Origin of the sequence: Povalibacter sp., assembly GCF_036735925.1 — a bacterium.
In the GTDB taxonomy this organism is placed as follows: Bacteria; Pseudomonadota; Gammaproteobacteria; order Steroidobacterales; family Steroidobacteraceae; genus Steroidobacter.
Genome location: NZ_DAINNK010000059.1, coordinates 1 through 22,159 on the forward strand (window position 1 = coordinate 1; position 22,159 = coordinate 22,159).

A 22,159-nucleotide genomic window follows, 5' to 3' on the forward strand; every position below is an offset into this window, starting at 1 on the left:
AAGCTGGAAGAGACGAGCGGACGGATCAACTGATCTCCTCTCTGCCTTCTTCCCCTGTGGGGCCGGCTTCAGCCGGCCTTCTGCAAGCGGGAAGGCCGGCTGAAGCCGGCCCCACAGGCAGAGGGGAGCGGAACCTCAATTCAGATTGAGCAGATTCGCCGGCGAATACTGGTCGGTGAGTATCCGCGTCTTCGCATTCCAGTCCGGCCGGGTCGAAAACAGCGGCAACAGAAATTCCGCGTGCACATCGAACTTCGCGAAGTCGTCGCGATGCACTGCACTGTTGCGTTCGATGCTTTCCATGTCCGGCAGCGGCCCGTTCATCGCCAGGATGACGCGATTGTCCCGCTTGAGATTGAAGAACGTCCCGAACACGGACGCGTACGTCACGGACTCATAGTCGTAGAGCCGGCTCGACGAAAACGTATTCGCCGCCAGCACGCCGCCCGGCGCCAGCAGGGTTTTCACTTCGCGCAGAAACTCCTGGGTCAGCAGGTGCTCGGGAATGTATTCGTGGTCGAAGGCATCGAGCATGATGAGATCGTATCGCCGGCCTTCGCGGATCGCCCGTTTCACGAAGACGCGGCCGTCCTGCTCCGCGACGCTGACCCGACTGCCGGGTGCGAAATCGAAATACTGTTTCGCCACCCTGACGACCGCGGGATCGATCTCGACGGTGTCGATCGCAGTCTGCGGCAGCACCTGCATCAGCGCACGCGGCAGGGTACCGCCGCCCAGCCCGACGATCAGGATCGAGCGCGGCTGCGGATTCAGGTACAGCGCTCCGAGCATCATGCGCGTGTAGTTCAGTGCGAAGCGGTCGGGATGCCGCGTATCCATGCACGTCTGACGACCCACGCGACAATTGCGCGTGAAGCACATGCAGCGCACGCTGCCCGTGTCGTAGACCAGCACTTCGCGATAGAGCGAACGCTCGGAATGAACGAGCTTCTGCGCCTGCACCTGCGACGCCATGCCGGCAAGCAGCAGCACCGCGATCGTGATTCGTCCCCACATCGCCGCCGCCCTCACTGCGCCGCCCCGGCCGGCCGGCCCGAGAACGCTGCCGTCACGCCGATGACACCCGACACCGCCAGCAGACTCAGGAGGATGTGGTTCACCTCCAGCAGCAGCACCAGGTAGAAGGACGTCAGCAACGTACCGGCGGCGCTGCCGAACGTCGACACGAAGTAGAGCTGCCCGGCATGGCGGCCCGAACTCGCCTGATCGCGCACCAGCAGGCGCACCGCATAAGGCGAGATCATTCCGGAAAAGAACGTCGGCACGAAGAACAGGATCGTCGCCGCCAGCAGCGAACCGAAGCGCGGATCGGGCATCGCGATCGACACGGCGTCCAGCATGCGTTCGCCGAACAGCAGCACCGGCAGCACCGTCGCCGCGGCAACCAGCAGCAGCACGCCGAGCCGCCGGACGCTCGGCTGGCGCATGGAATAGCGTCCGCCGGCGAGGTAGCCGAGCGACAGCGCCAGCATGAACACCGTGATGATGGCGCCCCACACGTAGATGCTGCTGCCGAACGTCGGCGCCATGAGGCGCCCGCCCAGCAATTCGACGGCCATCACGAAGAAACCGGACCAGCCGGCGATGAGATACGGGAGGACGACTTGCACGCGGACTTCCAGGGACTACGAAAGGCGTCGAGCTTATGCACCGCGCTGCGGTGCCGCAACGGCGTCGGCACTTCTGCGGCTTGGTCCCGGCGAGGGTGGGCTGCAGAGCACGTGGCAGAACGGGATCTGAGAGCAGAAAGAATGGCCGCAAAAAAGCGCAAAAGGCGCAAAGCCGGAACGATGAATTCCTTGTTCTGACTTTTGCGCCTTTTGCGCTTTTTGCGGCTGCTTTCTTCGCGTCCTCCTGCGACCACTATTCCTGTCGCGTCGCCGGCACCCCATCCGCCGCCACGACCGTAATGTCGTCACGAATCGTGCCGCGTGCGCGCGGCACTTCACCGCGCGTCCAGAACTGACTGGCGAAGTCGCGGCTCTCGCCCGGCTCGACGGCGACTTCGACCCACTGACGGCTTTGCCACAGCACCACGCAGCCGCTCGGATCGAGCGCGCCTTCATAGCAATCGCGACGCGTGATCTCCGCGGTGAGCGATCTCAGCCGCAGTTCGGAAGATCGATTGGCCACGTGACCGCGCAATTCATACGGCGCCCCGTTGCCCGCGATGCGCAGTTCTTCGGTATTGAAATCCGTGAGCGGGAACGAACGGACTGCGGACGTCGGCGCACTGGGCCGACCTCGTTCGGGCATGGCCTCCGACTCCTTGCCGCGCAGACGCTCGAGCATGCCCCAGCCGAGCATCAGCACCAGAATCACGCTGCCGACGATGCCGACCGGCCGGAGCCGGGGCACGGCGAGCGCAATCACGAGAAAAATGGCAGCTAGGAACCAGTACACAGGTGCAATTCGCAAGACCTCGCCCCGCAGCGATGGTTGAGACGATTACCGACAGCAAGGGGTGCACACCTTACAACATCCGCGAACACGATCCGGGAAGAAGTCCGCAATCGATCGCGGCCCGCCTGATCCGCATCCCGGAAGTGAGCACCCGGGGTCGGCGGGCATGCCGATTCCCGTTGACGTTTTTGGATTGATTCGGCCCGCGCGCCTGGGCCACCATCGCCGCCTCGATAACTAGAACAGCGGCTTCCCTTGACCCACGCAACGACGGAACCGGCAGCGGCTGCAATCACGTCGCAGCGCCAGCGACTGCGATCGATCTTCGGCGGCTCGGTCGGCAACCTGGTCGAGTGGTACGACTGGTATACCTATTCCGCGTTCGCCATCTACTTCGCGCATGCCTTTTTTCCCGAAGGCAACCAGACGGCGAAACTCCTGAACGTCGCCGCCATCTTCGCCGTCGGCTTCCTGGTGCGTCCGATCGGCGGCTGGATCATGGGACGCTACGCGGATCGCCGCGGTCGCAAGGCGGCGCTGACGCTCTCGGTCGTGCTCATGTGCGCCGGATCGCTGCTGATCGCCATCACGCCGGGGTACGCCACCATCGGCATCGCGGCACCGACACTGCTGGTCATCGCACGCGTGCTGCAGGGCTTCAGCGTCGGCGGCGAATACGGAACGAGCGCCACGTACATGAGCGAGATCGCGGCGAAGGAACATCGCGGCTTCTACTCGGGCGTGCTGTACGTGACGCTCGTCATGGGCCAGCTGCTGGCGCTCGCCGTGCTGCTGTTGCTGCAGTTCGTCTTCCTCACTGCCGAGCAGCTCGATGCGTGGGGCTGGCGCATCCCGTTCTTCATCGGCGCGGCGGCGGCGCTCGTCGCGCTGTGGCTGCGCCGCAATCTCGCGGAAACCGAATCGTTCACGAAGTCGCAGTCGGGCAATCGCGAAGCGGGCGATCTGCGCCTGCTGCTGCGCTACCCGCGCGAGACCCTGACGGTGATCGGACTGACGATGGGCGGCACGCTGTTCTTCTATGTATTCACCAACTACATGCAGAAATTCCTGGTGAATACCGTGGGCCTGACCAAGGGCGAATCGACGCTCGTCTCGGCCGGCAGCCTGTTCGTGTTCATGCTGCTGCAACCCGTGATGGGCGCCCTGTCCGATCGCGTCGGCCGCCGTCCGATGCTCGTCACGTTCGGCATTCTCGCGCTGTTCGCGACCCTGCCGCTGCTGACGGCGCTGGAACGCACCGACGATGCCTGGACCGCGTTCGCGCTGGTGATGACGGGCCTGTTCATCTCCTCGCTCTACAGTTCCATCAGCGCCGTGGTGAAGGCGGAACTGTTTCCAGTCGAAATCCGCGCCCTCGGCGTCGGCCTGCCCTATGCCATCGCCGTCTCGCTGTTCGGCGGCACCGCCGAATACGTTGCGCTCTGGTTCAAGTCGATCGGCCATGAATCGCTGTTCTACTGGTATGTGACGGGCTGCGTGTTCATTTCGCTGCTTGTCTACGCCACGATGGGCGATACGCAGAAGACGTCGAAGATCTAAGACACAGCAATTTCACACGGAGATCACGGAGGCCACGGAGATCAAGAAGGAAGAGTTTCCACGGGGGAAGAAGGGGGGACACGGGGAACACGGGGAAAGAAAATTTCTGTTCCGAGACCCCGTGTTCCCCGTGTCCCCCTTCTTCCCCGTGGAAATTCTTCTCTCTTGATCTCCGGCTCCGTGTGCTCCGTGATCTCCGTGTGAAACATTCTTCCCGACAATCGAGAGTCCCAACATGCAGATTCGCCCCGAAGCCGCCGGATTCATCCCCTCCCGTCTGCAGCACATCGACCGGCTCGTACAGACTCGCTATCTGGACAGCGGACGGTTGCCGGGAGCGCTGACGCTGATCCAGCGGCGCGGCGAAATCGCGCACCTGAGCACGCTCGGGTTTCGCGACGTGGAGCGCCGCGAGAAAGTGCAGGAAGACACGATCTTCCGCATCTATTCGATGACCAAGCCGATCACGAGCGTCGCCTTCATGATGCTGGTCGAAGACGGCCTGGTCGCACTCGAAGACCCGGTGCACCGCTACATTCCGCAATGGCGCGATCTCGGCGTCTATGAAGGCGGCTTCATCGGTACGTTCAGGACCCGACGCCCGCAGCGGCCGATGCTGATCGTCGATCTGCTCCGCCACACGTCCGGTCTTACCTACGGCTTCCAGCAGCGAACCAACGTCGATGCCGCGTACCGGCGTCTCAGGCTCGATGACTTCGCCGGCACGACGCTCGACGGCATGATCGATACGCTCGCCGGCCTGCCGCTGGAATTCTCGCCGGGCACGACCTGGAACTATTCCGTGGCTACCGACGTGCTGGGTTACCTGGTCGGCAAGCTGTCCGGGCAGCCGTTCGAGCAGTTCCTGCGCACGCGCATCCTCGATCCCCTCGGCATGCACGACACGGATTTTCACGTGCCCGCCGCGAAGCTGTCGCGGCTCTCCACCTGCTACGCAGTCACGCCGGAAGGCGGCATGCATCTGCAGGACGATGCCCGGGCCAGTCGCTACGCGAAGCCGCCGCAGCTCGTCTCGGGCGGTGGCGGACTGGTCTCGACCGCCGGCGACTACCTGCGGTTCTGCCGGATGCTGCTCGCCGGCGGCACGCTCGACGGCGTACGCATCCTGAGTCCGAAGACCATCGAACTGATGACCAGCAATCACCTGCCCGACGGCAAGGAGCTGCCGGACCTTTCCGTATCGCTGTTCAGCGAAGCCGCCTACGCAGGTGTCGGCTTCGGACTCGGTTTCTCGGTGACGCTGGATCCCGCACGGACGCTGCTGCCGGGCACGGCCGGCGATTACTCCTGGGGCGGCCTGGCGAGCACGTACTTCTGGATCGATCCGCGCGAAGAGATGATCGTCATTTTCATGACGCAACTGATGCCTTCCACGACCTATCCGCTGCGTCGCGAACTGCGCACCGCCATCTACTCCGCCTTCGCATGACCTGTCATGGAGAACACTGACATGAATGAGAGCCGCAAAAAACCGCATGAAAAAACCGCCAGTGATTCCTTTTCGTCCCGTGGGATTCCCTTGCGGTCACGGTCTCTTGCGGCCTGCCTTTGCGCTTTCCTGCTGTCCGCTGCGGCCCATGCGCAGGAACAACCCCAGGCGCACTTCCATCATGTGCATCTGAATTCCACCGATCCGGCGGCCGCGATCGATTTCTATGCGACGAAGTTCAAGGCACGCAAGGAGAAGTTCGCGGGCCTCATGGACGCCGTGTGGACCGGCGACGCCTGGCTGCTGTTCACGAAGGTCGGCGCGCCGCCGCCGTCGGAGCTGATCTCCGGCCTCTGGCACATCGGCTGGGGCGCCGAAGACATGCCATCGACGTACGAGAAGCAGGTCGACAGCGGTACGAAGTTCGCTACGCCGATCACCGACATCAGCGAGATGGTGGGCGGCAGTCGTCCTTTCTTCTATGCCTACGTCGACGGTCCCGATCACGCACTGATCGAGCTGAACACGGCGCGCCACCACGATTTCGGTCACGTGCACCTGTTCAGCGCCGATCCGCCGGCCGCGGGCGAGTGGTATGCGAAGCACTTCGGCTTGCGCGCAGTAGCCCAGAAGGACAAGCGCGAGTTTCGCGGCAATCAGATCGGACCGGCGGCGTTCGTCACGGCCGATCACGTGAGCATGATCATCTATCCCGTCGAACACGTCCGGAAGAACGCGCCCGATCAATGGCAGGGCCGTACGGAGTTCGCGCCGACCCGCGGCCGCGTCATCGACCACCTCGGCTTCTCCGTCACCGATCTCGACGCCACGCTCGATCGGCTGCGCAAGGCCGGTGTCACGGTCACCGCCGAACCGAAGGAAATCGCCGGCGGACGCCTGCGGTATGCCTTCATCGAAGGCCCCGACCGCGTCGGCATCGAACTGCTGGAAGACCACAGCCCGCCGCCGGCACCGGTCGCGGAGTAGATCGGAGATCGATTTCACACGGAGAGCACGGAGGCCACGGAGCCGGAGATCAAGAGAGAAGAATTTCCACGGGGGAAGAAAGGGAACACGGGGAACACTGGGTTCGGAGCAGAAATCTTTTCTGGTCCCCGTGGTCCCCGTGTCCCCTGTGGAAACTTTCTTCTCTTCGCCTTGAACTCTGTGTTCTCCGTGATCTCTGTGTGAAACTCTTGCTCCATGAACGCCCCTCGCAAAGATTCGCGGATCGCCGATGGCGGCGGCATCGTCTATTCCACCGGTGTGGGCGAGCGTTGTCCCAATTGCCTGCGTGCAGCCGCCGAATGCGTCTGCAAGAAAGGCACGCCAGGCAAGACGAGCAGCGACGGCGTCGTGCGCGTCAGCCGCGAGACGCAGGGTCGCAAGGGCAAGGGCGTCACGGTCGTCAGCGGGCTGGGTCTGCCGGCCGACGATCTCGCCGCGCTCGCGACCGAACTCAAGAAGAAGTGCGGCTCCGGCGGCGGTGTCGAGAACGGCCGCATCGAAATCCAGGGCGATCATCGCGACCGGCTGGTCGAAGAACTGACCCGGCGCGGATGGAAGGCCAAACGCGCCGGCGGCTGATCCGGATCCGTCGCGCCGGCAGAATGACATTTATTCCGTTTACCCGGATTCCCAAAGCGGGAACGATTGCGGAATATGCAGCGCTTTCCCGTTATCCATGAGGATGCATGCATGAAGAAGCAGACCCTGAGCCTGATCGTCGCGACATTGCTGGGCACCGGCGCGGCCTTCGCCGCACCCGTGACCTACGACATCGATCCCACCCACACCTATCCGAGCTTCGAGGCGGATCACATGGGCGGGCTGTCGGTCTGGCGCGGCAAGCTGAATTCCTCGTCCGGCACGGTGACCTACGACAAGGAAGGCAAGACGGGTACGGTCGACATCAGGATCGACGTGACCTCGATCGACTTCGGCAACGACAAGCTCAATGAGCATGCGAAGGGCCCGGATATCTTCGACGTCGCCAAGTTCCCGACCGCGACCTACAAGGGCAAGCTCGCCGGCTTCAAGAACGGCGCGCCCACCGAAGTCGACGGCACCCTGGAACTGCACGGCGTAACCAAGCCGGTGAAGCTGAAGATCGACAGCTTCCTGTGCAAACCGAATCCGATGAACAAGAAGGAAACCTGCGGCGCGGACGCCAGCGCGACCCTCAATCGCGAAGACTTCGGCGTGAGCTACGGCAAGGCTTTCGGGTTCAAGCAGGAAGTGAAGCTGCAGATCCAGGTCGAAGCAGTAAAAGCGGATTGAGTCCGACCTCTTCCTGTGGGGCCGGCTTCAGCCGGCCTCTGCCGGAAACAGAAACGCCGCAAAGGCCGCACCAGGAAAGATCTTCTATTCTCCTGTGCGGTCTTTTGCGGCCTCTTCCCCCTTCTCAATCCTCCCGTCCGCCGGCCCGCAATCGATGCTCTCCCCCGGCCCCGTTTCGATCAGCGCCAGCAATGCCGCCGGCGGCGCCAGGCTGTAGAGCGCCGCTGCCGCTCCCACTCGCGCGGCCAGCGGGCCGATCTCCGGACGGAATGACGGATCCTTGAAGGAGCCGCCGATCTTCAGCGGCGTGCGCAAGGTCAGCGGACTCCTGTCCTTCGGCTGCGGATTCAGACGCAGATCGAACGCCTCCCTGCGCAGATTGATGTCGCCCTCGCCGAAGATCACCGTATCCGTGGTGTCGAAGGCCAGTCCGCGCGTCGTCATCTCCCCGTCGACGATCCGGAAATCCGCATAGGCGCAACGCAGCGGAATTTCGCGATCCTTGTCGAGCAGGTATTTCAGCGACTCGGCCACGTCGAGTCCGGCGAGTTCGATGAGCAGATTGCTGATGTGGCCCGAGCCCATGATCAGGCCGATGTCGCCGTTCGCACTGCCCGCCATGTGGGCGATCGAATTGCCCTGCGCCGTGAACGCGGCGACGCCGGAGACCTTGCCCGCACCCTTCTTCGTGATCTCGACGGACGGAAAGAGCTTCGGCAGCTCCAGCCCGCGTACGTCCGCCACCAGCGTCGTCTGGATCGATGTCTCGCGCGCGTCGAGCGTGATCCGGGAAGCGATCGAACCGCCGGCGGCGTGGAAATCGAGCGGATCGAGCCTGAGCACGCCGTTCTCCAGCACCAGGTGCGTGTCCATCGCCTCGAGGGGAAGTTTCGGCGCATCGATGGCCTGCGCCTTCAAGGTAACGTCCGCATCCATCACGCGCAGCTTTTCCAGCCGGAACGGCTGATCGGGAAGCACCGTCGGCTTCGCCTCGAGTTCCGCTGCCTGCTGCTTCTGCGCATCGCTGGCCGTCTCGCCGGACTTTGCCGAAGGCGGCGCGCCGACGAATCCGGCGAGATCGTCCAAGTCCAGACGTTGCGACACCAGCGCGGCGGTCAGCTTCGGACGCTCGCCACCGATATCGATGCTCGCATCGCCCGACAGATCGCTGTCGCCGACCTTGCCGCTGAACTTGCGATAGCTCCACACGTCGCCCTTGCGATCCAGCTTGCCCTGCAACGCATAGGGCGACGTGTCGGGCAGCGAGATGCCGAGCAGCTCGTAGAGATCGGCGAGATTGGCGCCGGCAAGGGCAAAGTCGGCATCGAAGTTTTCAATCTGCAGCTGCCCCTGCAGCGCACCGCTGGCGTGGGCGCGCGTCTGACCGGCGCGGGCTCGCACGTCCATGCGATAGGGCTTCTCCTGATCCTGCAGATCCAGCGGGGAATCGACGCGTCCTTCGAGTTCGAAGGGATGGCCGCGCCACGAGCCTTTGCCGTCGGCGAGCAGCGGTGCGCGTTCGTTCCTGCCCGGCTTGCCGCTGCGAACCGCGAGCGTCACGTCCGTTTTCAGCACCGGCTCATGGAACTCGAGTCGCCCGTTGCTGACGTTCAGCTGACCGATCTGCGGCGCGCTTCCCGAGGAACTCCTGTCCTTCTGCGTCTCGAACACCCAGTTGCCGACGCCCTTGTCGCTGCGCTCCAGCACGAGCTTCGGTTCATCCAGCGCGATGTACGGAAGTTGCACTCGTCCACGCAGCAGCGGCAGCAATGCGATGCGCAGATCGAGCTGCCGGACCGATGTCATCTCGGGGCGCTTCGACCAGTCCGCATTCGCGAGGTGCAGATCCTGCGCCGTGATACGCGGACGCCAGCCGAGATCGACATCGAGATCGCCGCGGATATGAAACTCGCGGCCGGTCGCTGCCGTCACCCGACGTTCGACCGGGCCTTTGAACCAGTTCCAGTCCCAGATCGCGATCAGGACGGCAATGACGGCGACGGATGCCGCGAGCACCCACACCCAGCGCGGCGTACGCGAAAAAACGGAATGTGGATCGCGCGCGCTCATCACCCCCAGAACGTCCGGTCGCCCGGGAGGTTCCGGCAGCGATCAGCCGGGCGGCAACTCGCGGGCTGCTTTTTCGCCGCGCACCGAACACACCAGCGCGGCGACGATGAACAGCAGTCCTACCCACGGAATGAAGCGGGGCGGAAGCAGCGTCCACACTGTGGCGCCGATGGTCGCGCCGGCAGAGCCGCCGAGATACGTCACCGACGAGTTGAGAGCGATCGTCGCGCCGGCAAGCAACGGCGCCACCGCGACGAGTCGCGCCTGCTGCACGGCCGGAAACCCTGCTCCGCCGAGACTCCAGAGAAACTGCACGACGAAGACCGCGCCGAGCCAGCCGGCGGCCAGCGGCCATACCAGCATCATCGCGGCCGCCGCGACGTTGCACTTGTAGGCGACGTTGGCGGCGCCGACCTTGCGGACCATGCGCACGCTGAGCACATTGCCGATCAGGCCGCCGACGCCCGACACGAAGAACAACGCGGCCAGCATCGCGCCCGACACGTCCAGCACCGCCTTTGCGATCGGCGCCAGGAAGCTGAACATCACGCTGCCGCCGACGTTGGTAAGCGCGGTCGCCGCAGTGAGCCAGCGCAGCGCGGGCGACTTGAATACCTGGTACCAGCGCTCGAGGTTCAGCGGCGGCGTGCGCACGCCGGCGGGAATCGACCCCCACACGAACGCTGCGATGAGCGCGCTCGCCCCGCCCATGAACACGAACGACATGCGCCAGCCGAAGGTGCTGCCGATCATCACCGACAGCGGGTTGCCGACCACCGAGCCGATGGCCCAGCCCACCATGAGTTTGCCGAGCGTCGGCGCGCGCTCGTTTTCCGGCACCAGCATGCTGACGGTGGCCGCGACCTGCGGCGTGTAGACCGCCGATGTCACGGCAGCCAGGATCCGCGCCCACAGCAATTGATCGTAGGTCTGACTGAATGCGCTGCCGATGTTGGCAATGGCGCAGACCGCCATCGATGCCGTGAGCAGCTTGCGACGATCGATGTGCGAGCCCAGCGTCGCCAGCACCGGCGCACAGATCGCCGCCGAGACACCGAAGGCGGCAATCAGCAGTCCTGCCCGCTCGACGGAAATGTCCAGCGCGGCGGCAATCTCGTTGAGCAACCCGCCGACCGCCATGAAACTGGTCGCGACAAAGAAATTTCCGGCGATGAGCGCGATCAGGCGGGAGGTGGGCATCGCGGCATTGTAGCCGGCGAAGATGCCGGAAGCGGATCAAGAATTTCACACGGAGATCACGGAGAGCACGGAGGTCGGAAGGAAAAAGAACAAAGAATGTTTCCACGGGGAGCACGGGGACAAGAAGATCTTCTGTTCCGAGACCCCGTGTTCCCCGTGTCCCCCGTGGAAATTCTCTTCTCCGACCTCCGTGATCTCCGTGAACTCCGTGTGAAACTCCGGTTCTTCTAGGAATTCTGCGAGGCGTAGATCAGCCGCAGGCCGTCGTGGCCGACCAGCTGCGACAGTTTCTCGGTCAGTTCGCGACTCGGCTTCACCATCCACTCTTCCGACAGCACCAGGTCTGCTCGCGCTGCAGAACTGTAGTAGCGGATGGCAACGCTGCAGCGACCGCCGCGGAAGGGACGCAGTGTGCTTTCCAGTTTGCGGACGAAGTCCGGGCCGGCGTCGGCCGGCCAGCGCAGTACGAGGCGGCGCGCATAGAGCTCGCGGGCCTGATCGATGTCGATCACCCGCTTGGCGTTGAGTCGCCAGCCTTCGATGAATTCATCGAAGCGCAGCGAGCCTTCGACGATCAGGATGGCGCTCTTGGCGATCTGGTTGCGGTACTGCTGGTAGACGTCTTCGAACATCGAGCATTCGAGACGGCCGCTGCGGTCGTCCAGGGTGAAGACGATGCGGCTGCCGCGCTTGCCCAGATCGAACACCATGCCGCCGACGGTCGCCGGTTTGCCGCGGAACTGGAAGCCTTCGCCGGTCGATACCGGCTTGTCGCCCGTGACGTCGGCAATGCGGCCGCTGATCACGGGACGCACCTCTTCCTCGTACTCCTCGAAGGGATGTCCGGTGAGATACAGGCCCAGCGTGTCGCGCTCGCCGTCGAGCCGGACGCGTCGGCTCCAGTCGGGCAATGTCTGCGTGGTGACGACAGCCGGCGCGCTCGGCGTCGTGTCCATCAGGCCGAACATGTCGTTCTGTCCCACGACGCGCGCCTTGATCGTCTGATCGGCCAGTTGCATCGAAGCCGGCAGCGCGTGCATGAGCGTGGCGCGATTGGCGCCGAGCGAATCGGCGGCGCCGGAGCGGATCAGCGCTTCCAGCACGCGACGGTTCATGCGGTTCTGGTCGCTGCGACGGCACAGGTCCGGCAGATCGCGATACGGGCCGTTGGCTTCGCGCTCGGCCACCAGCATCTCGACCACCGACTGGCCCACGCCCTTGATGGCGCCCAGCCCATAGCGAATGCTGCGCTCGCCCGACACCGTGAACATGTACTGCGAGTGATTCACGTCGGGCGGTTCGACCTTCAGGCGCATGCGCCGCGCCTCGTCGATCAAGGTCACGACCTTGTCGGTCTTGTCCATGTCGGACGAGAGTACGGCCGACATGAACGCCGCCGGGTAATGCGTCTTCAACCACGCCGTGTGGTACGACAGCACCGCATAGGCCGCCGCGTGCGACTTGTTGAAGCCGTAGCCGGCGAACTTTTCCATCAGGTCGAAGATGGCGTCCGCCTGCTGCGCCGTACGCCCGCTCTTCGCTGCGCCTTCGCGGAAGATCGCGCGCTGCTTGACCATCTCCTCGTGCTTCTTCTTGCCCATCGCACGACGCAGCAGGTCGGCGCCGCCCAGCGTGTAGCCGCCGATGATCTGCGCCATCTGCATGACCTGTTCCTGGTAGACCATGATGCCGTAGGTCTCTTTCAGGATGGGCTCGACGCGCGGGTCGGGATACTCGATGCCTTCGCGCCCGTGTTTGCGGGCGACGAAGCTGGGAATCAGGTCCATCGGACCGGGGCGGAACAGCGCGCCGAGCGCGATCAGGTCCTCGAAGCGGTCGGGCTTCGCGTCCTTGAGCATGCGCTGCATGCCGTGCGATTCGAACTGGAAGACGGCAACGGTCTGCGCCTGTCTGAAGATGTTTTCGTAGGTCGCATCGTCGTCCAGCGCGATGGCCTTCAGGTCGAGCGGCGGCTCGCCCTTCCTGCTGCGCTCGGTGTTGATGAGCTTGAGCGTCCAGTCGATGATCGTGAGCGTGCGCAGGCCGAGGAAGTCGAACTTGACCAGGCCGACGGCTTCGACGTCGTCCTTGTCGTACTGGGTCACGAGGCTCTGGCCGTTCTCGTCGCAGAACAGCGGCGCGAAATCCGTGAGCACCGACGGCGAGATGACGACGCCGCCCGCGTGCATGCCGGCGTTGCGCACGAGGCCTTCGAGCGACATGGCCATGTCGATGACGCTGCGGGTTTCCTCCTCGGTCTCGTAGCGGCGTTTGAGTTCCGGTTCCTTTTCGAGCGCGTCCTTCAGGGTGATGCCGAGTTCGAACGGAATCAGCTTGGCGATGGAATCGGCGAAGCCGTAGCTCAGCCCGTAGACGCGCGCCACGTCGCGCACCACGGCCTTCGCCGCCATGGTGCCGTAGGTGATGATCTGCGAGACGCGCTCGCGCCCGTAGCGCTCGGCAACGTAGTCGATGACCCGGTCGCGGCCGTCCATGCAGAAGTCGATGTCGAAGTCGGGCATCGAGACGCGTTCGGGATTGAGGAAGCGTTCGAACAGCAGGTCGTACTGCAACGGATCGAGATCGGTGATCGCGAGCGCATAGGCAACCAGCGAGCCCGCGCCGGAACCGCGACCCGGCCCGACCGGCACGCCGTTCTCGCGCGCCCAGCGGATGAAGTCGGCGACGATCAGGAAGTAGCCGGCGAAGCCCATCTGGCAGATCACGCCGAGTTCGATCTGCAGGCGCGCTTCGTATTCCTCGCGCGGAATCACGCGGCCGGCGGCGGGCTGCTCCGACAGCTTTTCCAGGCGCTGCGCCAGGCCGCGCGCGGATTCTTCGCGCAGGAATTCCTCGGTGCTCATCTGCGACGGCACCGGATACGCCGGCAGCACCGACTTGCCGAGCGTAAGTTCGAGACTGCAGCGCCGCGCGATCTCGACGGAATTGGCGAGGGCCTCCGGAATGTCGCGGAACAGCTGCGCCATGGCTTCCGGCGATTTCAGGTACTGCTCTTCGGTGTAGCGCCGCGGCCGGTTCGGCGCATCCAGTGGCACGCCCTCGTGGATGCACACGCGCGCTTCGTGCGACTGGAAATCGCTGGGCCGCACGAACCGCACATTGTTGGTGGCGACGACCGGCACGCCGCACGCCACGGCGAGTTCGAGCGCGCCGCGAATGTGCCGCTCTTCGCCCTCGCGGCCGATGCGCTGCAGTTCCAGGTAGTAACGATTGCCGAACAGGGCCTGCCACTGCTGCAGCAGTTCGCGCGCGACGTCCATGTGGCCCGCATTGATGGCGCGGCCGACGTTGCCCTCGCCCGCCGCCGACAGGGCGATCAGTCCGCTGACCGAGTCATGCGTCAGCCAGGCGGGGTCGACCGTCGGTACACCCTTCTGCTGGCCTTCCTGATACGAGCGGCTGACCAGCCGCGTGAGGTTCTTGTAGCCGGCATCGTTCTGGCACAGCAGCACCAGGCGAGTGGGCTCGACGCGATCACCGCTCTCGCGCATCAGCAGGTCGACGCCGATGACGGGCTTCACGCCGGCCGACTGCGCGGCCTTGTAGAACTTCACCATCGCGAACAGGTTGCTCTGGTCCGTCAGCGCCACGGCCGGCATGCCGGCACGCGCGACCGACTCCATGAGGCCGACGGTGCCCTCGCCTTCCGGCGTGATGCGCACCACGCTGTCGACCAGCGAGTACTCGGTATGCAGATGCAGGTGAACGAAGGACATCGACGCGCGAATCAGGCGACGGCCCGGCAGCGTTCGGCGGCGAGGCGCACCGGCTCGAAGGAGCGACGATGGATCGGCGACGGACCGAAGTTCTCGAGCATCGCGCAGTGTTGCGGCGTGCCGTAACCCTTGTGGACGGCGAAACCGTACTGCGGATACAGCCGGTCGAGATCGACCATCATCGCATCGCGCCGCACCTTGGCGAGAATCGACGCCGCGCCGATGGAGCGGCGCAGCGCGTCGCCATCGATGATGGCTTCGAAGGTGCAATCGAGCCCGAGACCGGCGAACGAGGGGCAGCGATTGCCGTCGATCTCGACGTGCGCGGGACAGAGGTGCAGGCCCATCAGGGCACGGCGCATCGCGAGATAGGTCGCTTCGAGGATATTGAGGCAGTCGATCTCTTCGACATCTGCCCAGGCGACGGACCAGGCGAGTGCGTGCTGCATGATCTTGAGCGCGAGTTCCTCGCGTTCGGCCGCATCGAGCTGCTTGGAATCGCGAATGCCGTGGATGCGGCGACGCGGATCGAGAACCACGGCCGCCGCCACGACCGGACCGGCGAGCGGACCGCGCCCTGCCTCATCGACTCCCGCAACCAGGCCGGGCTTGTTCAGCGCCAGCGTCAGCGAAGTCGGACCGTTCCCGCGTATTGCAGTGGCTTTCGAAACTCTGATCTTCACTGCCCGTTGTTTGCCTTCACCAGGTGGACGATTGCATCGGCCGCACTCGCGCTGGCGTCCCGCCGCAGCGTCTCGTGGATCCGGGTGAAAGTTTGCACGAGCTCTGCCCGATCGGCACGCTCCAGTTGATCGATGAGCGCGGGCCCCAGCACGTCGGCACGGACTTCGCTGTTGAAATATTCGGGGACGATCTGTCGGCCTGCCAGCAGGTTGGGCTGGGCAAAGAACGGCGCCTTGAACAGTTTCAAATGCTTGAGGAGAAAACTTGTAAACCAGCTCAAGCGATAGGCCACCACCATCGGCCGCTTGACGAGCGTGGCTTCGAGCGTCGCCGTGCCCGAGGCCAGCAGGATGGCGTCGCTGGCCGCCATGACTTCCTGGGCGCGACCGTCGAAGACGCGGACGAGATCGAGAACGCCCGCCCTGGACAGCGCTTCTTCGAAGACATCGCGAACCTTGCCGCTCGCCATCGCCGCGATGAAGCGGATGTCGGGCCGGCATTCGCGCATCCAGCGGACCGTCTGCGCAAAGTCCGGCCCCAACCGCGAGACTTCACCGCCGCGACTGCCCGGCAGCAGCGCGATGTACGTGCTGGCTTCATCGAGACCCAGCGCTCGCCGCGCCGACGCCGCATCCAGATGCATGGGGATCTGATCGGCCAGCGGATGCCCCACGAATTCGGCCTTCACCTGATGGGCATCGTAGAAAGGCTTTTCGAACGGCAGCAGGCACAGCACCAGGTCGACCGCCTTGCCGATCGTCTCCACGCGCCCCTGCCGCCAGGCCCACACCTGCGGGCTGACGTACTGGACGACGGGAATGCCCGCTTCCTTCAACCGCGGCGCGAGCCGCAGGTTGAACTCCTTCGCATCGACGCCGACGTACACCGCGGGAGGATCGCGCAGGACGCGATCGATGAGTTCGCGACGGATCCGCAGCAGACGCGGCAGGTGCGGGATGATCTCGATCAGGCCCATCACGGACAGGCTGTCGATGTGCTCCCACGCTTCGCAGCCTTCCGCGATCATGCGCGGGCCGGCGATGCCGGCGAATCGCGCGCCGGGAAGGCGTTCGCGCAGGGCATGAATCAGCCTGGCGCCGAGATTGTCGCCGGAGGTTTCGCCGGCGACGAGGACGATGAGGGGAGCGGACACGGGAGGTGGGCGGCTGGCGGCTGGCTACGGGCGACTGGCCAGACAAGGAAAGGCATTTTCCCTCTGGCCAGCGGCCAGTCGCCAGCCGCCAGTCGCCCTCACCTGACGATCCCCACTCTCTCGCGCCGCGGCGTCGTGTCGTTGAGGAAATCCACGAACGCCTTGAGTTCCGGCTGGTCCGGCACCAGCGCGCTCAGTTCTTCGGTCGCATCGACCAGCTTGAGCTTCGAGCGGTACAGGATGCGGTAGGCCTTGCGAATGTTGCGGATCTGATCGGGCGTGTAGCCGCGGCGCTTGAGCCCTTCCGCATTGACGCTGTGCGGTTCGGCGGGCCGGCCGACAGCCATCACGTACGGCGGCACGTCGCGCGTGACGGCCGTGTTGTTGGCGATGAAAGCGTGCGCGCCGATCTTGCAGAACTGATGCACGCCGGCGAAGCCGCCGAGATGCACCCAGTCACCCATCTCGACGTGTCCGCCGAGCGTCGCGTAGTTGGCGAAGACGCAATGCGAGCCGATCACGCAGTCGTGGCCGACGTGCGAGCCGGCCATGAACAGGTTGTCGCTGCCGATGCGCGTGACGAGTTGGTCCTTGGTGGTGCCGCGATTGATGGTGCAGTTCTCGCGGAACACGTTGCGGTCGCCGATCTCCAGCCGCGTCGGCTCGCCCTTGTACTTGAGATCCTGCGGCGCGGCGCCGATGGAGGCGAACTGGAAGATCCTGTTGCCGCGACCGATGGTGGTCGGTCCGTCGATGACGACGTGCGGGCCGACCCAGCATTCCGGCCCGATCGTCACCCCCGCACCAATCACGGAATACGCGCCGATTTCCACATCGGGCGACAACACCGCATCGGGCGCGATCAGGGCTGTGGGGTGAATGGCCATGGTCGAAGTCTATTTGGCGGTTCCCGGTGCCACCATCATTTCGGCGCTGGTGGCAACCTCGCCGTCCACTTCGGCCACCGTGGAGAACTTCCAGATGCCGCGCATCTGGCGCTCCAGCGTCGCCTTGAGGATCAGCTGATCGCCCGGCTCAACGGGGCGGCGAAAGCGCGCGCTGTCGATACCGACGAAGTACATCGGGCGGGATGCATCGGGATACTGACCGGCCGTCACGAATGCGAGGATGCCGGCAGTCTGCGCCAGCGCCTCGAGGATGATGACGCCCGGAAACACCGGCCGGTGCGGAAAATGCCCGGGAAAGAAATGCTCGTTGAACGTCACGTTCTTGAGCGCCCGGATCGACTTGCCGGCAATGCATTCCTGGACGCGGTCGACCAGCAGGAAGGGATACCGGTGCGGCAGGCGGCGCAGCACTTCGTTGATGTCCATCGTCAGGACCTGATCGCCCTGCTCCGTCTTGCCGGTCTCGGTCATTCGCTCCCCTTGCGGTGCTGCCAGTGTCTGCTACGGGGACGGCTCGTCGCCCGGCAGGTCCGCTTCTTCGTCCTTTCCGGTCGACTCGCCCGCGCCACGACGCAGTCGTCGCACCTGACGCGCCATGTCGTCGAGCTGATTGAAGCGCGCCGCATTCTTGCGGAATCTGGCGGTTTCGTCGATGGGTAGTCCACTCGAGTAGTACCCGGGCTTGCGGATACTGCCGGAGACGAAGGACTTGCCGGTCACCACGACGTCATCGCAGATCGTGAGATGGCCGGCGACGCCGACCATGCCGCCGATCATGCAGCGCTGGCCGATGACCGCGCTGCCGGAAATACCGACGCAGCCTGCAATCGCCGTATGCGCCCCGATGCGGACGTTGTGGGCGATCTGGATCTGGTTGTCGAGCTTGACGCCGTCGCCGATGACGGTGTCTTCGATCGCGCCGCGATCGATCGTCGTGCTCGCACCGACTTCCACGTCGTTGCCGATCCGTACGCTGCCGATCTGCGGCACCTTGAGCCATTCGCCGCGATCGGGCGCCAGGCCGAAACCATCCGCGCCGATGACGGCGCCCGGATGCAGCAGGCAGCGTTCGCCAAGGCTCACGTCGTGGCAGAGCGTGACGTTCGCAACGAGCCGGGTATCTGCGCCGATCCGGGTACCCCGCATGACGACACAGCCCGGTCCGATGACGGCTCTCGGCCCGACGACGACGCCCGCCTCGATCACGACACGCGGCCCGATCGCAGCGGTCGGATCGATCTGCGCCGAGGCATCGACGACGGCAGATGGATGGACACCGGGATCGGCGGCAGGCACCGGATGCAGCAACGCCGCAATGCGGGCATAGGTCGCGTAGGGATTGGGACCGATCAGCGCCGCGCCCGGACAGGCGTCAGCCAGGCGCGGTTCGACGATCACCGCACCGGCGCGGGTCTGCGACAGGTAGCGGCGATACTTGGGATTGGCGAGGAACGTGACGGCGTCGGGACCCGCGTCTTCCAGCGTGGTGACGCGGGAGACGCGGGCATCGGGATCGCCTTTCAGCGAGCAGCCAAAGCGAACCGCCAATTCCCCCAGGGTGAAGCTCATGGGGGGCCTGCGTGTGGCGTCGGCGGCTTATTGCTTGGCCGGCGGAGCAGCCGGCTTCGGCGGTGTCGTGGCGGCGGGCTTCGCCGGGCCGCCCGCCTTGAAGCGGGCCTGCAGTGCGCTCAGCACCTGCGCAGTGATGTCCATCGACTCGTTGACGTACAGCACGCCGTCGCCGAGCACGACGTCATAGCCCGAGGTGCGTGCGAACGCCTGCACTTCCTGCAGCAGCGAGCGCTGCAGCTTGCCGAGTTCCTCATTGCGACGCAGGTTGAGGTCTTCGACATATTCGTTCTGCTTGCGCTGCATTTCGCGCTGGCCGTCGCGCAGATCCTTTTCGGCATTGCGACGCTCGTTCTCGGCCATCACCGCACCGTCGCGCTGCAGCTTTTCTTCCTTCGCCTTCAGGTCCTTCTGCTGCGCAACGATGGAACGCTGGCGCGGCGCAAATTCATCCTGCAGCGCCTGCATCGCCGATTTCGCCTGAGGCGCCTCTTCGAGCAGCCGCGGCACATTCACCACGGCGATCTTGATGTCGGCATGCGCCGCGCCGAGGGGCGCCAGCATCGCCAGGCCGGTCGAAAGAACGAGTCCGCAAATGCTCAAACGTGCCATGAAAAAAACCTTCGTCCGAGTTGTATCTGTTGAATGTCAGAACGCCTGACCGATCGAGAACTGGAACCCTTCGGTTTCGTCCCCGTAGCGGTTCAGCGTATCCCCGCGCTCGTCATTCAGCGGCACCGCGTAGCTGAACCGGAAGACGCCCAGAGGCGCCAGCCACTGCACGGCAACGCCCGCCGACTGCTTCAGCTCATCATAACTGAACTTGTAGTCGACCGGCTGCTGCGCGCCGGTGGTCGGATCGGGCGGCCCGACGAAGTTGATGTCCTGATTCGAGAACACGTTGCCGATGTCGTAGAACAGGCTGAAGCGCGCGCTGTTACGCCATTTTTCGGGCATCGGCAGCAGCAGTTCCGCCTGGGCGATGGTCTTGATGTTGCCGCCGTAGGGGCGCCCGAAGCTGTCCTTCGGGCCGAGGCGGCTTTCCCGGAAGCCGCGCACCGAGTCCGGACCGCCGGCAAAAAACTGACGATACGGCGGCAGGCCGGTGGTGTCGCCCAGCGGCTCGCCGTAGGCCAGTTCGACGTTCACCATCAGCTTGAAGTCGCGCCAGATGGGGATGAATTTCAGCAGGTCGTACGAGGCGGTCCAGAATTCCACTTCGCTGCCCGGCAGGGTGTAGCTCAGGCTCAGGCGCTGGCGGGTGCCGGCCGTGGCGAAAATCGTGCGGTTGCGCGAGTCGAAGCTCCAGCCCGTATTCAGCTCGTAAGTGCGGAATTTCGAACGGAACAGCGAGTAGTTCGGATACTCCTCGCAGGGCACCGTCAGGTCGGTCTGCGCAATACATTCGATGGTCGGATTGCCGTTGTTGCGCACCCAGTCATTGGCTTCCGCGGCGCTGCCCAGCGAGGTCGTGGCCAGTTCGGCCTGCTGTGCCGACAGACCGAAACTCAGGTACTGGTATTCGGTGATCGGATAGTCGTAGCCGATGCCGGCCGTCGCGGTCGTGGTGTCGAAGTCCGACGTCGCCGACGTGAACTGCGTGACGTCGCGATAGCCCAGCGAAATGGTGCGGCGCACGCCGTCGATGGTCGTGTACGGATCCGTATGCGAGAAGCTGTAGCTCTTGGCATAACGACCCGAATTGATTTCCGCCTGCACGCGATTGCCGGTACCCATGAAGTTCGAGTGCGTGAAGCTGCCGTTGAGGATGACGGACTGCGATTCGGAGTAGCCGATACCGCCGCCGAACTGTCCCGGCAGACCTTCCTTGATCTCGAAATCGACGTCGACCAGGTCCGCCGCACCCGGCACGGGTGTGTTCTCGACTTCGACCTTTTCGATGAACGGCAGACGCTGGATACGCTGCTTCGAACGCTCGACCGCCGTGTTCGACAGATACGCGCCTTCGAGCTGGCGCATTTCGCGACGGAAGACTTCGTCGTTCACGCCGGTCGTGCCATTGAAATTCACGCGACGCACGTACACGCGATTCTTCGGATCGACGACGAAGGTCAGGGAAATTTCCTTGGTCTCCTCGTTGGCCTGCGGCACCGGATCGATCGTCGCGAAGGCATAACCGTCGAAGCCCAGGCGCATCTTCATCGCCTCGGTCGTGGCGGTGATGAACTTGCGCGAATACGTATCGCCCGGCTGGATCAGGATGAGTCGCTTCAGTTCCGACTCCGGCACCACCATGTTGCCGGCGAGTTTGACCTCGGAGACTTTATAGACGTCGCCCTCGTTCACGTTGATCGTGACGAAGATGTCATCCTTCTCCGGCGCGATCGCCACCTGGGTCGAGGTCACGGCGAAGTTGGCGTAACCGCGGTCCATGTAATAGGACCGCAGTTTTTCGAGATCGCCCGACAGCGCCTCGCGGGCGTAGCGATCGTCCTGCTTGTACCAGGACAGCCAGTTCGGCGTCTTGAGTTCGAACGTTTCCTGCAGATCCTCGTCCGGAAACGCCGTGTTGCCGGCGATGTTGATCTGACGGATGCGCGCACGCTTGCCTTCGACGATGTCGACCGACACCTTGACCTTGTTGCCCGGTACTTCCTCCACCTTGGCATCGACGCGCACTGCGTACTTGCCGCGCGAGAAGTACTGGTCGGTGAGGTACTGCTTCACCTCGTCGAGCACGGACTGGTCGAAGGTCTTGCCGGTGGCGAGACCGACGTTGCGCAGCGAGCGCTGCAGGTCCTCGGTCTTGATGTCCTTGTTGCCCTTGATCTCGAAGCTCTCGATCGAAGGCCGTTCGACCACCGCAACGACCAGCGTGCCGCCATCGCGGCGCAGTTCGACGTCCTTGAAGAACCCCGTCGCATACAGCGCCCGCAACGACTCCGCCACCCGGCGCTGATCGAGCTGATCGCCGATGTTCACCGGCAGGTAGTTGAAGACCGTGCCTTCGGAAATACGCTGCAGGCCTTCGATGCGGATGTCGCCGACGGTAAACGCCGAGGATTGCGCGCTGGCGGCGACCGGATAGGTTGCGATGGCACTGCCAGCCGCAAGCGCAAGCGTTGCGTGAATAATTGTTCTCAAACGCATCAGATTCAGGCCC

At 64.3% G+C, this 22,159-nt stretch carries 18 protein-coding genes; 5 read left to right on the forward strand and 13 right to left on the reverse strand.

Features of this window, described 5'->3' with window-relative positions; genetic code table 11:
• Positions 1–135: 135 nt before the first annotated feature.
• From V7D81_RS16650 to V7D81_RS16660, 3 genes are all read right to left on the reverse strand, one after another.
• Positions 136–1,017 (reverse strand): spermidine synthase, encoded by an 882-nt coding sequence (locus V7D81_RS16650; protein WP_324318294.1) that lies wholly within the window; start codon positions 1,015–1,017, stop codon positions 136–138.
• 11 nt (positions 1,018–1,028) lie between these two features.
• Complete coding sequence (locus tag V7D81_RS16655) at positions 1,029–1,580, reverse strand: fused MFS/spermidine synthase (RefSeq protein ID WP_442958359.1); 552 nt, start codon at positions 1,578–1,580, stop codon at positions 1,029–1,031.
• Positions 1,581–1,884: 304 nt separating this feature from the next.
• Complete coding sequence (locus V7D81_RS16660; protein ID WP_324318298.1) at positions 1,885–2,439, reverse strand: hypothetical protein; 555 nt, start codon at positions 2,437–2,439, stop codon at positions 1,885–1,887.
• 240 nt (positions 2,440–2,679) lie between these two features.
• Here V7D81_RS16660 and V7D81_RS16665 point away from each other — a divergent pair, with 240 nt between their 5' ends.
• From V7D81_RS16665 to V7D81_RS16685, 5 genes are all read left to right on the forward strand, one after another.
• Positions 2,680–3,984, forward strand: a complete 1,305-nt coding sequence (locus tag V7D81_RS16665) for an MFS transporter (RefSeq protein WP_324318300.1) — start codon at positions 2,680–2,682, stop codon at positions 3,982–3,984.
• 235 nt (positions 3,985–4,219) lie between these two features.
• Positions 4,220–5,434, forward strand: a complete 1,215-nt coding sequence (locus tag V7D81_RS16670; RefSeq protein ID WP_324318302.1) for a serine hydrolase domain-containing protein — start codon at positions 4,220–4,222, stop codon at positions 5,432–5,434.
• Positions 5,435–5,617: 183 nt separating this feature from the next.
• Positions 5,618–6,421 (forward strand): VOC family protein, encoded by an 804-nt coding sequence (locus tag V7D81_RS16675; protein WP_324318304.1) that lies wholly within the window; start codon positions 5,618–5,620, stop codon positions 6,419–6,421.
• Between the two features lie 216 nt (positions 6,422–6,637).
• Positions 6,638–7,021, forward strand: coding sequence for a translation initiation factor Sui1 (locus tag V7D81_RS16680; protein ID WP_324318306.1), 384 nt, complete (start codon positions 6,638–6,640; stop codon positions 7,019–7,021).
• 111 nt (positions 7,022–7,132) lie between these two features.
• Positions 7,133–7,714 carry a YceI family protein gene (locus V7D81_RS16685; RefSeq protein ID WP_324318308.1) on the forward strand — a complete coding sequence of 194 codons (582 nt, stop codon included), beginning with the start codon at positions 7,133–7,135 and terminating at the stop codon, positions 7,712–7,714.
• Positions 7,715–7,798: 84 nt separating this feature from the next.
• Here V7D81_RS16685 and V7D81_RS16690 read toward each other — a convergent pair whose 3' ends face one another.
• The 10 genes from V7D81_RS16690 to bamA all read right to left on the reverse strand — a co-directional run bounded on the left by V7D81_RS16690 (position 7,799) and on the right by bamA (position 22,146).
• On the reverse strand, positions 7,799–9,784 hold the full coding sequence (locus V7D81_RS16690) for an AsmA family protein (RefSeq protein WP_324318310.1): 1,986 nt from the start codon (positions 9,782–9,784) through the stop codon (positions 7,799–7,801).
• A 42-nt stretch (positions 9,785–9,826) separates the two neighbouring features.
• Entirely contained in the window at positions 9,827–10,984 is a 1,158-nt protein-coding gene (locus tag V7D81_RS16695) for an MFS transporter (RefSeq protein ID WP_324318312.1), read from the reverse strand.
• A 227-nt stretch (positions 10,985–11,211) separates the two neighbouring features.
• Complete coding sequence (dnaE, locus tag V7D81_RS16700; protein WP_324318314.1) at positions 11,212–14,721, reverse strand: DNA polymerase III subunit alpha; 3,510 nt, start codon at positions 14,719–14,721, stop codon at positions 11,212–11,214.
• An 11-nt stretch (positions 14,722–14,732) separates the two neighbouring features.
• The gene (gene rnhB / locus V7D81_RS16705; protein ID WP_349257683.1) at positions 14,733–15,374 is read right to left on the reverse strand and encodes a ribonuclease HII; all 642 of its coding nucleotides are present in this window, start codon (positions 15,372–15,374) and stop codon (positions 14,733–14,735) included.
• Between the two features lie 26 nt (positions 15,375–15,400).
• The gene (gene lpxB / locus V7D81_RS16710) at positions 15,401–16,558 is read right to left on the reverse strand and encodes a lipid-A-disaccharide synthase (protein WP_324318318.1); all 1,158 of its coding nucleotides are present in this window, start codon (positions 16,556–16,558) and stop codon (positions 15,401–15,403) included.
• A gap of 98 nt (positions 16,559–16,656) precedes the next feature.
• A complete protein-coding gene (gene lpxA / locus V7D81_RS16715; RefSeq protein ID WP_324318320.1) occupies positions 16,657–17,445 on the reverse strand; it encodes an acyl-ACP--UDP-N-acetylglucosamine O-acyltransferase in 789 nt (262 codons plus the stop codon).
• A gap of 9 nt (positions 17,446–17,454) precedes the next feature.
• Entirely contained in the window at positions 17,455–17,937 is a 483-nt protein-coding gene (gene fabZ / locus V7D81_RS16720; protein WP_349257681.1) for a 3-hydroxyacyl-ACP dehydratase FabZ, read from the reverse strand.
• A gap of 30 nt (positions 17,938–17,967) precedes the next feature.
• Positions 17,968–19,035, reverse strand: a complete 1,068-nt coding sequence (gene lpxD, locus V7D81_RS16725; RefSeq protein ID WP_324318322.1) for a UDP-3-O-(3-hydroxymyristoyl)glucosamine N-acyltransferase — start codon at positions 19,033–19,035, stop codon at positions 17,968–17,970.
• Between the two features lie 27 nt (positions 19,036–19,062).
• Positions 19,063–19,647, reverse strand: a complete 585-nt coding sequence (locus V7D81_RS16730; protein ID WP_324318324.1) for an OmpH family outer membrane protein — start codon at positions 19,645–19,647, stop codon at positions 19,063–19,065.
• 36 nt (positions 19,648–19,683) lie between these two features.
• On the reverse strand, positions 19,684–22,146 hold the full coding sequence (gene bamA / locus V7D81_RS16735) for an outer membrane protein assembly factor BamA (protein ID WP_324318326.1): 2,463 nt from the start codon (positions 22,144–22,146) through the stop codon (positions 19,684–19,686).
• Positions 22,147–22,159: the final 13 nt, after the last annotated feature.

Coding starts and splice junctions, on each gene's coding strand:
- V7D81_RS16650 (WP_324318294.1), bottom strand. CDS start 1,017: ATGTGGGGACGAATCACGATCGCGGTGCTGCTGCTTGCCGGCATGGCG.
- fabZ (WP_349257681.1), bottom strand. CDS start 17,937: ATGACCGAGACCGGCAAGACGGAGCAGGGCGATCAGGTCCTGACGATG.
- V7D81_RS16680 (WP_324318306.1), top strand. CDS start 6,638: ATGAACGCCCCTCGCAAAGATTCGCGGATCGCCGATGGCGGCGGCATC.
- dnaE (WP_324318314.1), bottom strand. CDS start 14,721: ATGTCCTTCGTTCACCTGCATCTGCATACCGAGTACTCGCTGGTCGAC.
- V7D81_RS16670 (WP_324318302.1), top strand. CDS start 4,220: ATGCAGATTCGCCCCGAAGCCGCCGGATTCATCCCCTCCCGTCTGCAG.
- V7D81_RS16695 (WP_324318312.1), bottom strand. CDS start 10,984: ATGCCCACCTCCCGCCTGATCGCGCTCATCGCCGGAAATTTCTTTGTC.
- V7D81_RS16685 (WP_324318308.1), top strand. CDS start 7,133: ATGAAGAAGCAGACCCTGAGCCTGATCGTCGCGACATTGCTGGGCACC.
- V7D81_RS16690 (WP_324318310.1), bottom strand. CDS start 9,784: ATGAGCGCGCGCGATCCACATTCCGTTTTTTCGCGTACGCCGCGCTGG.
- lpxA (WP_324318320.1), bottom strand. CDS start 17,445: ATGGCCATTCACCCCACAGCCCTGATCGCGCCCGATGCGGTGTTGTCG.
- lpxD (WP_324318322.1), bottom strand. CDS start 19,035: ATGAGCTTCACCCTGGGGGAATTGGCGGTTCGCTTTGGCTGCTCGCTG.
- V7D81_RS16655 (WP_442958359.1), bottom strand. CDS start 1,580: ATGGCCGTCGAATTGCTGGGCGGGCGCCTCATGGCGCCGACGTTCGGC.
- V7D81_RS16730 (WP_324318324.1), bottom strand. CDS start 19,647: ATGGCACGTTTGAGCATTTGCGGACTCGTTCTTTCGACCGGCCTGGCG.
- bamA (WP_324318326.1), bottom strand. CDS start 22,146: ATGCGTTTGAGAACAATTATTCACGCAACGCTTGCGCTTGCGGCTGGC.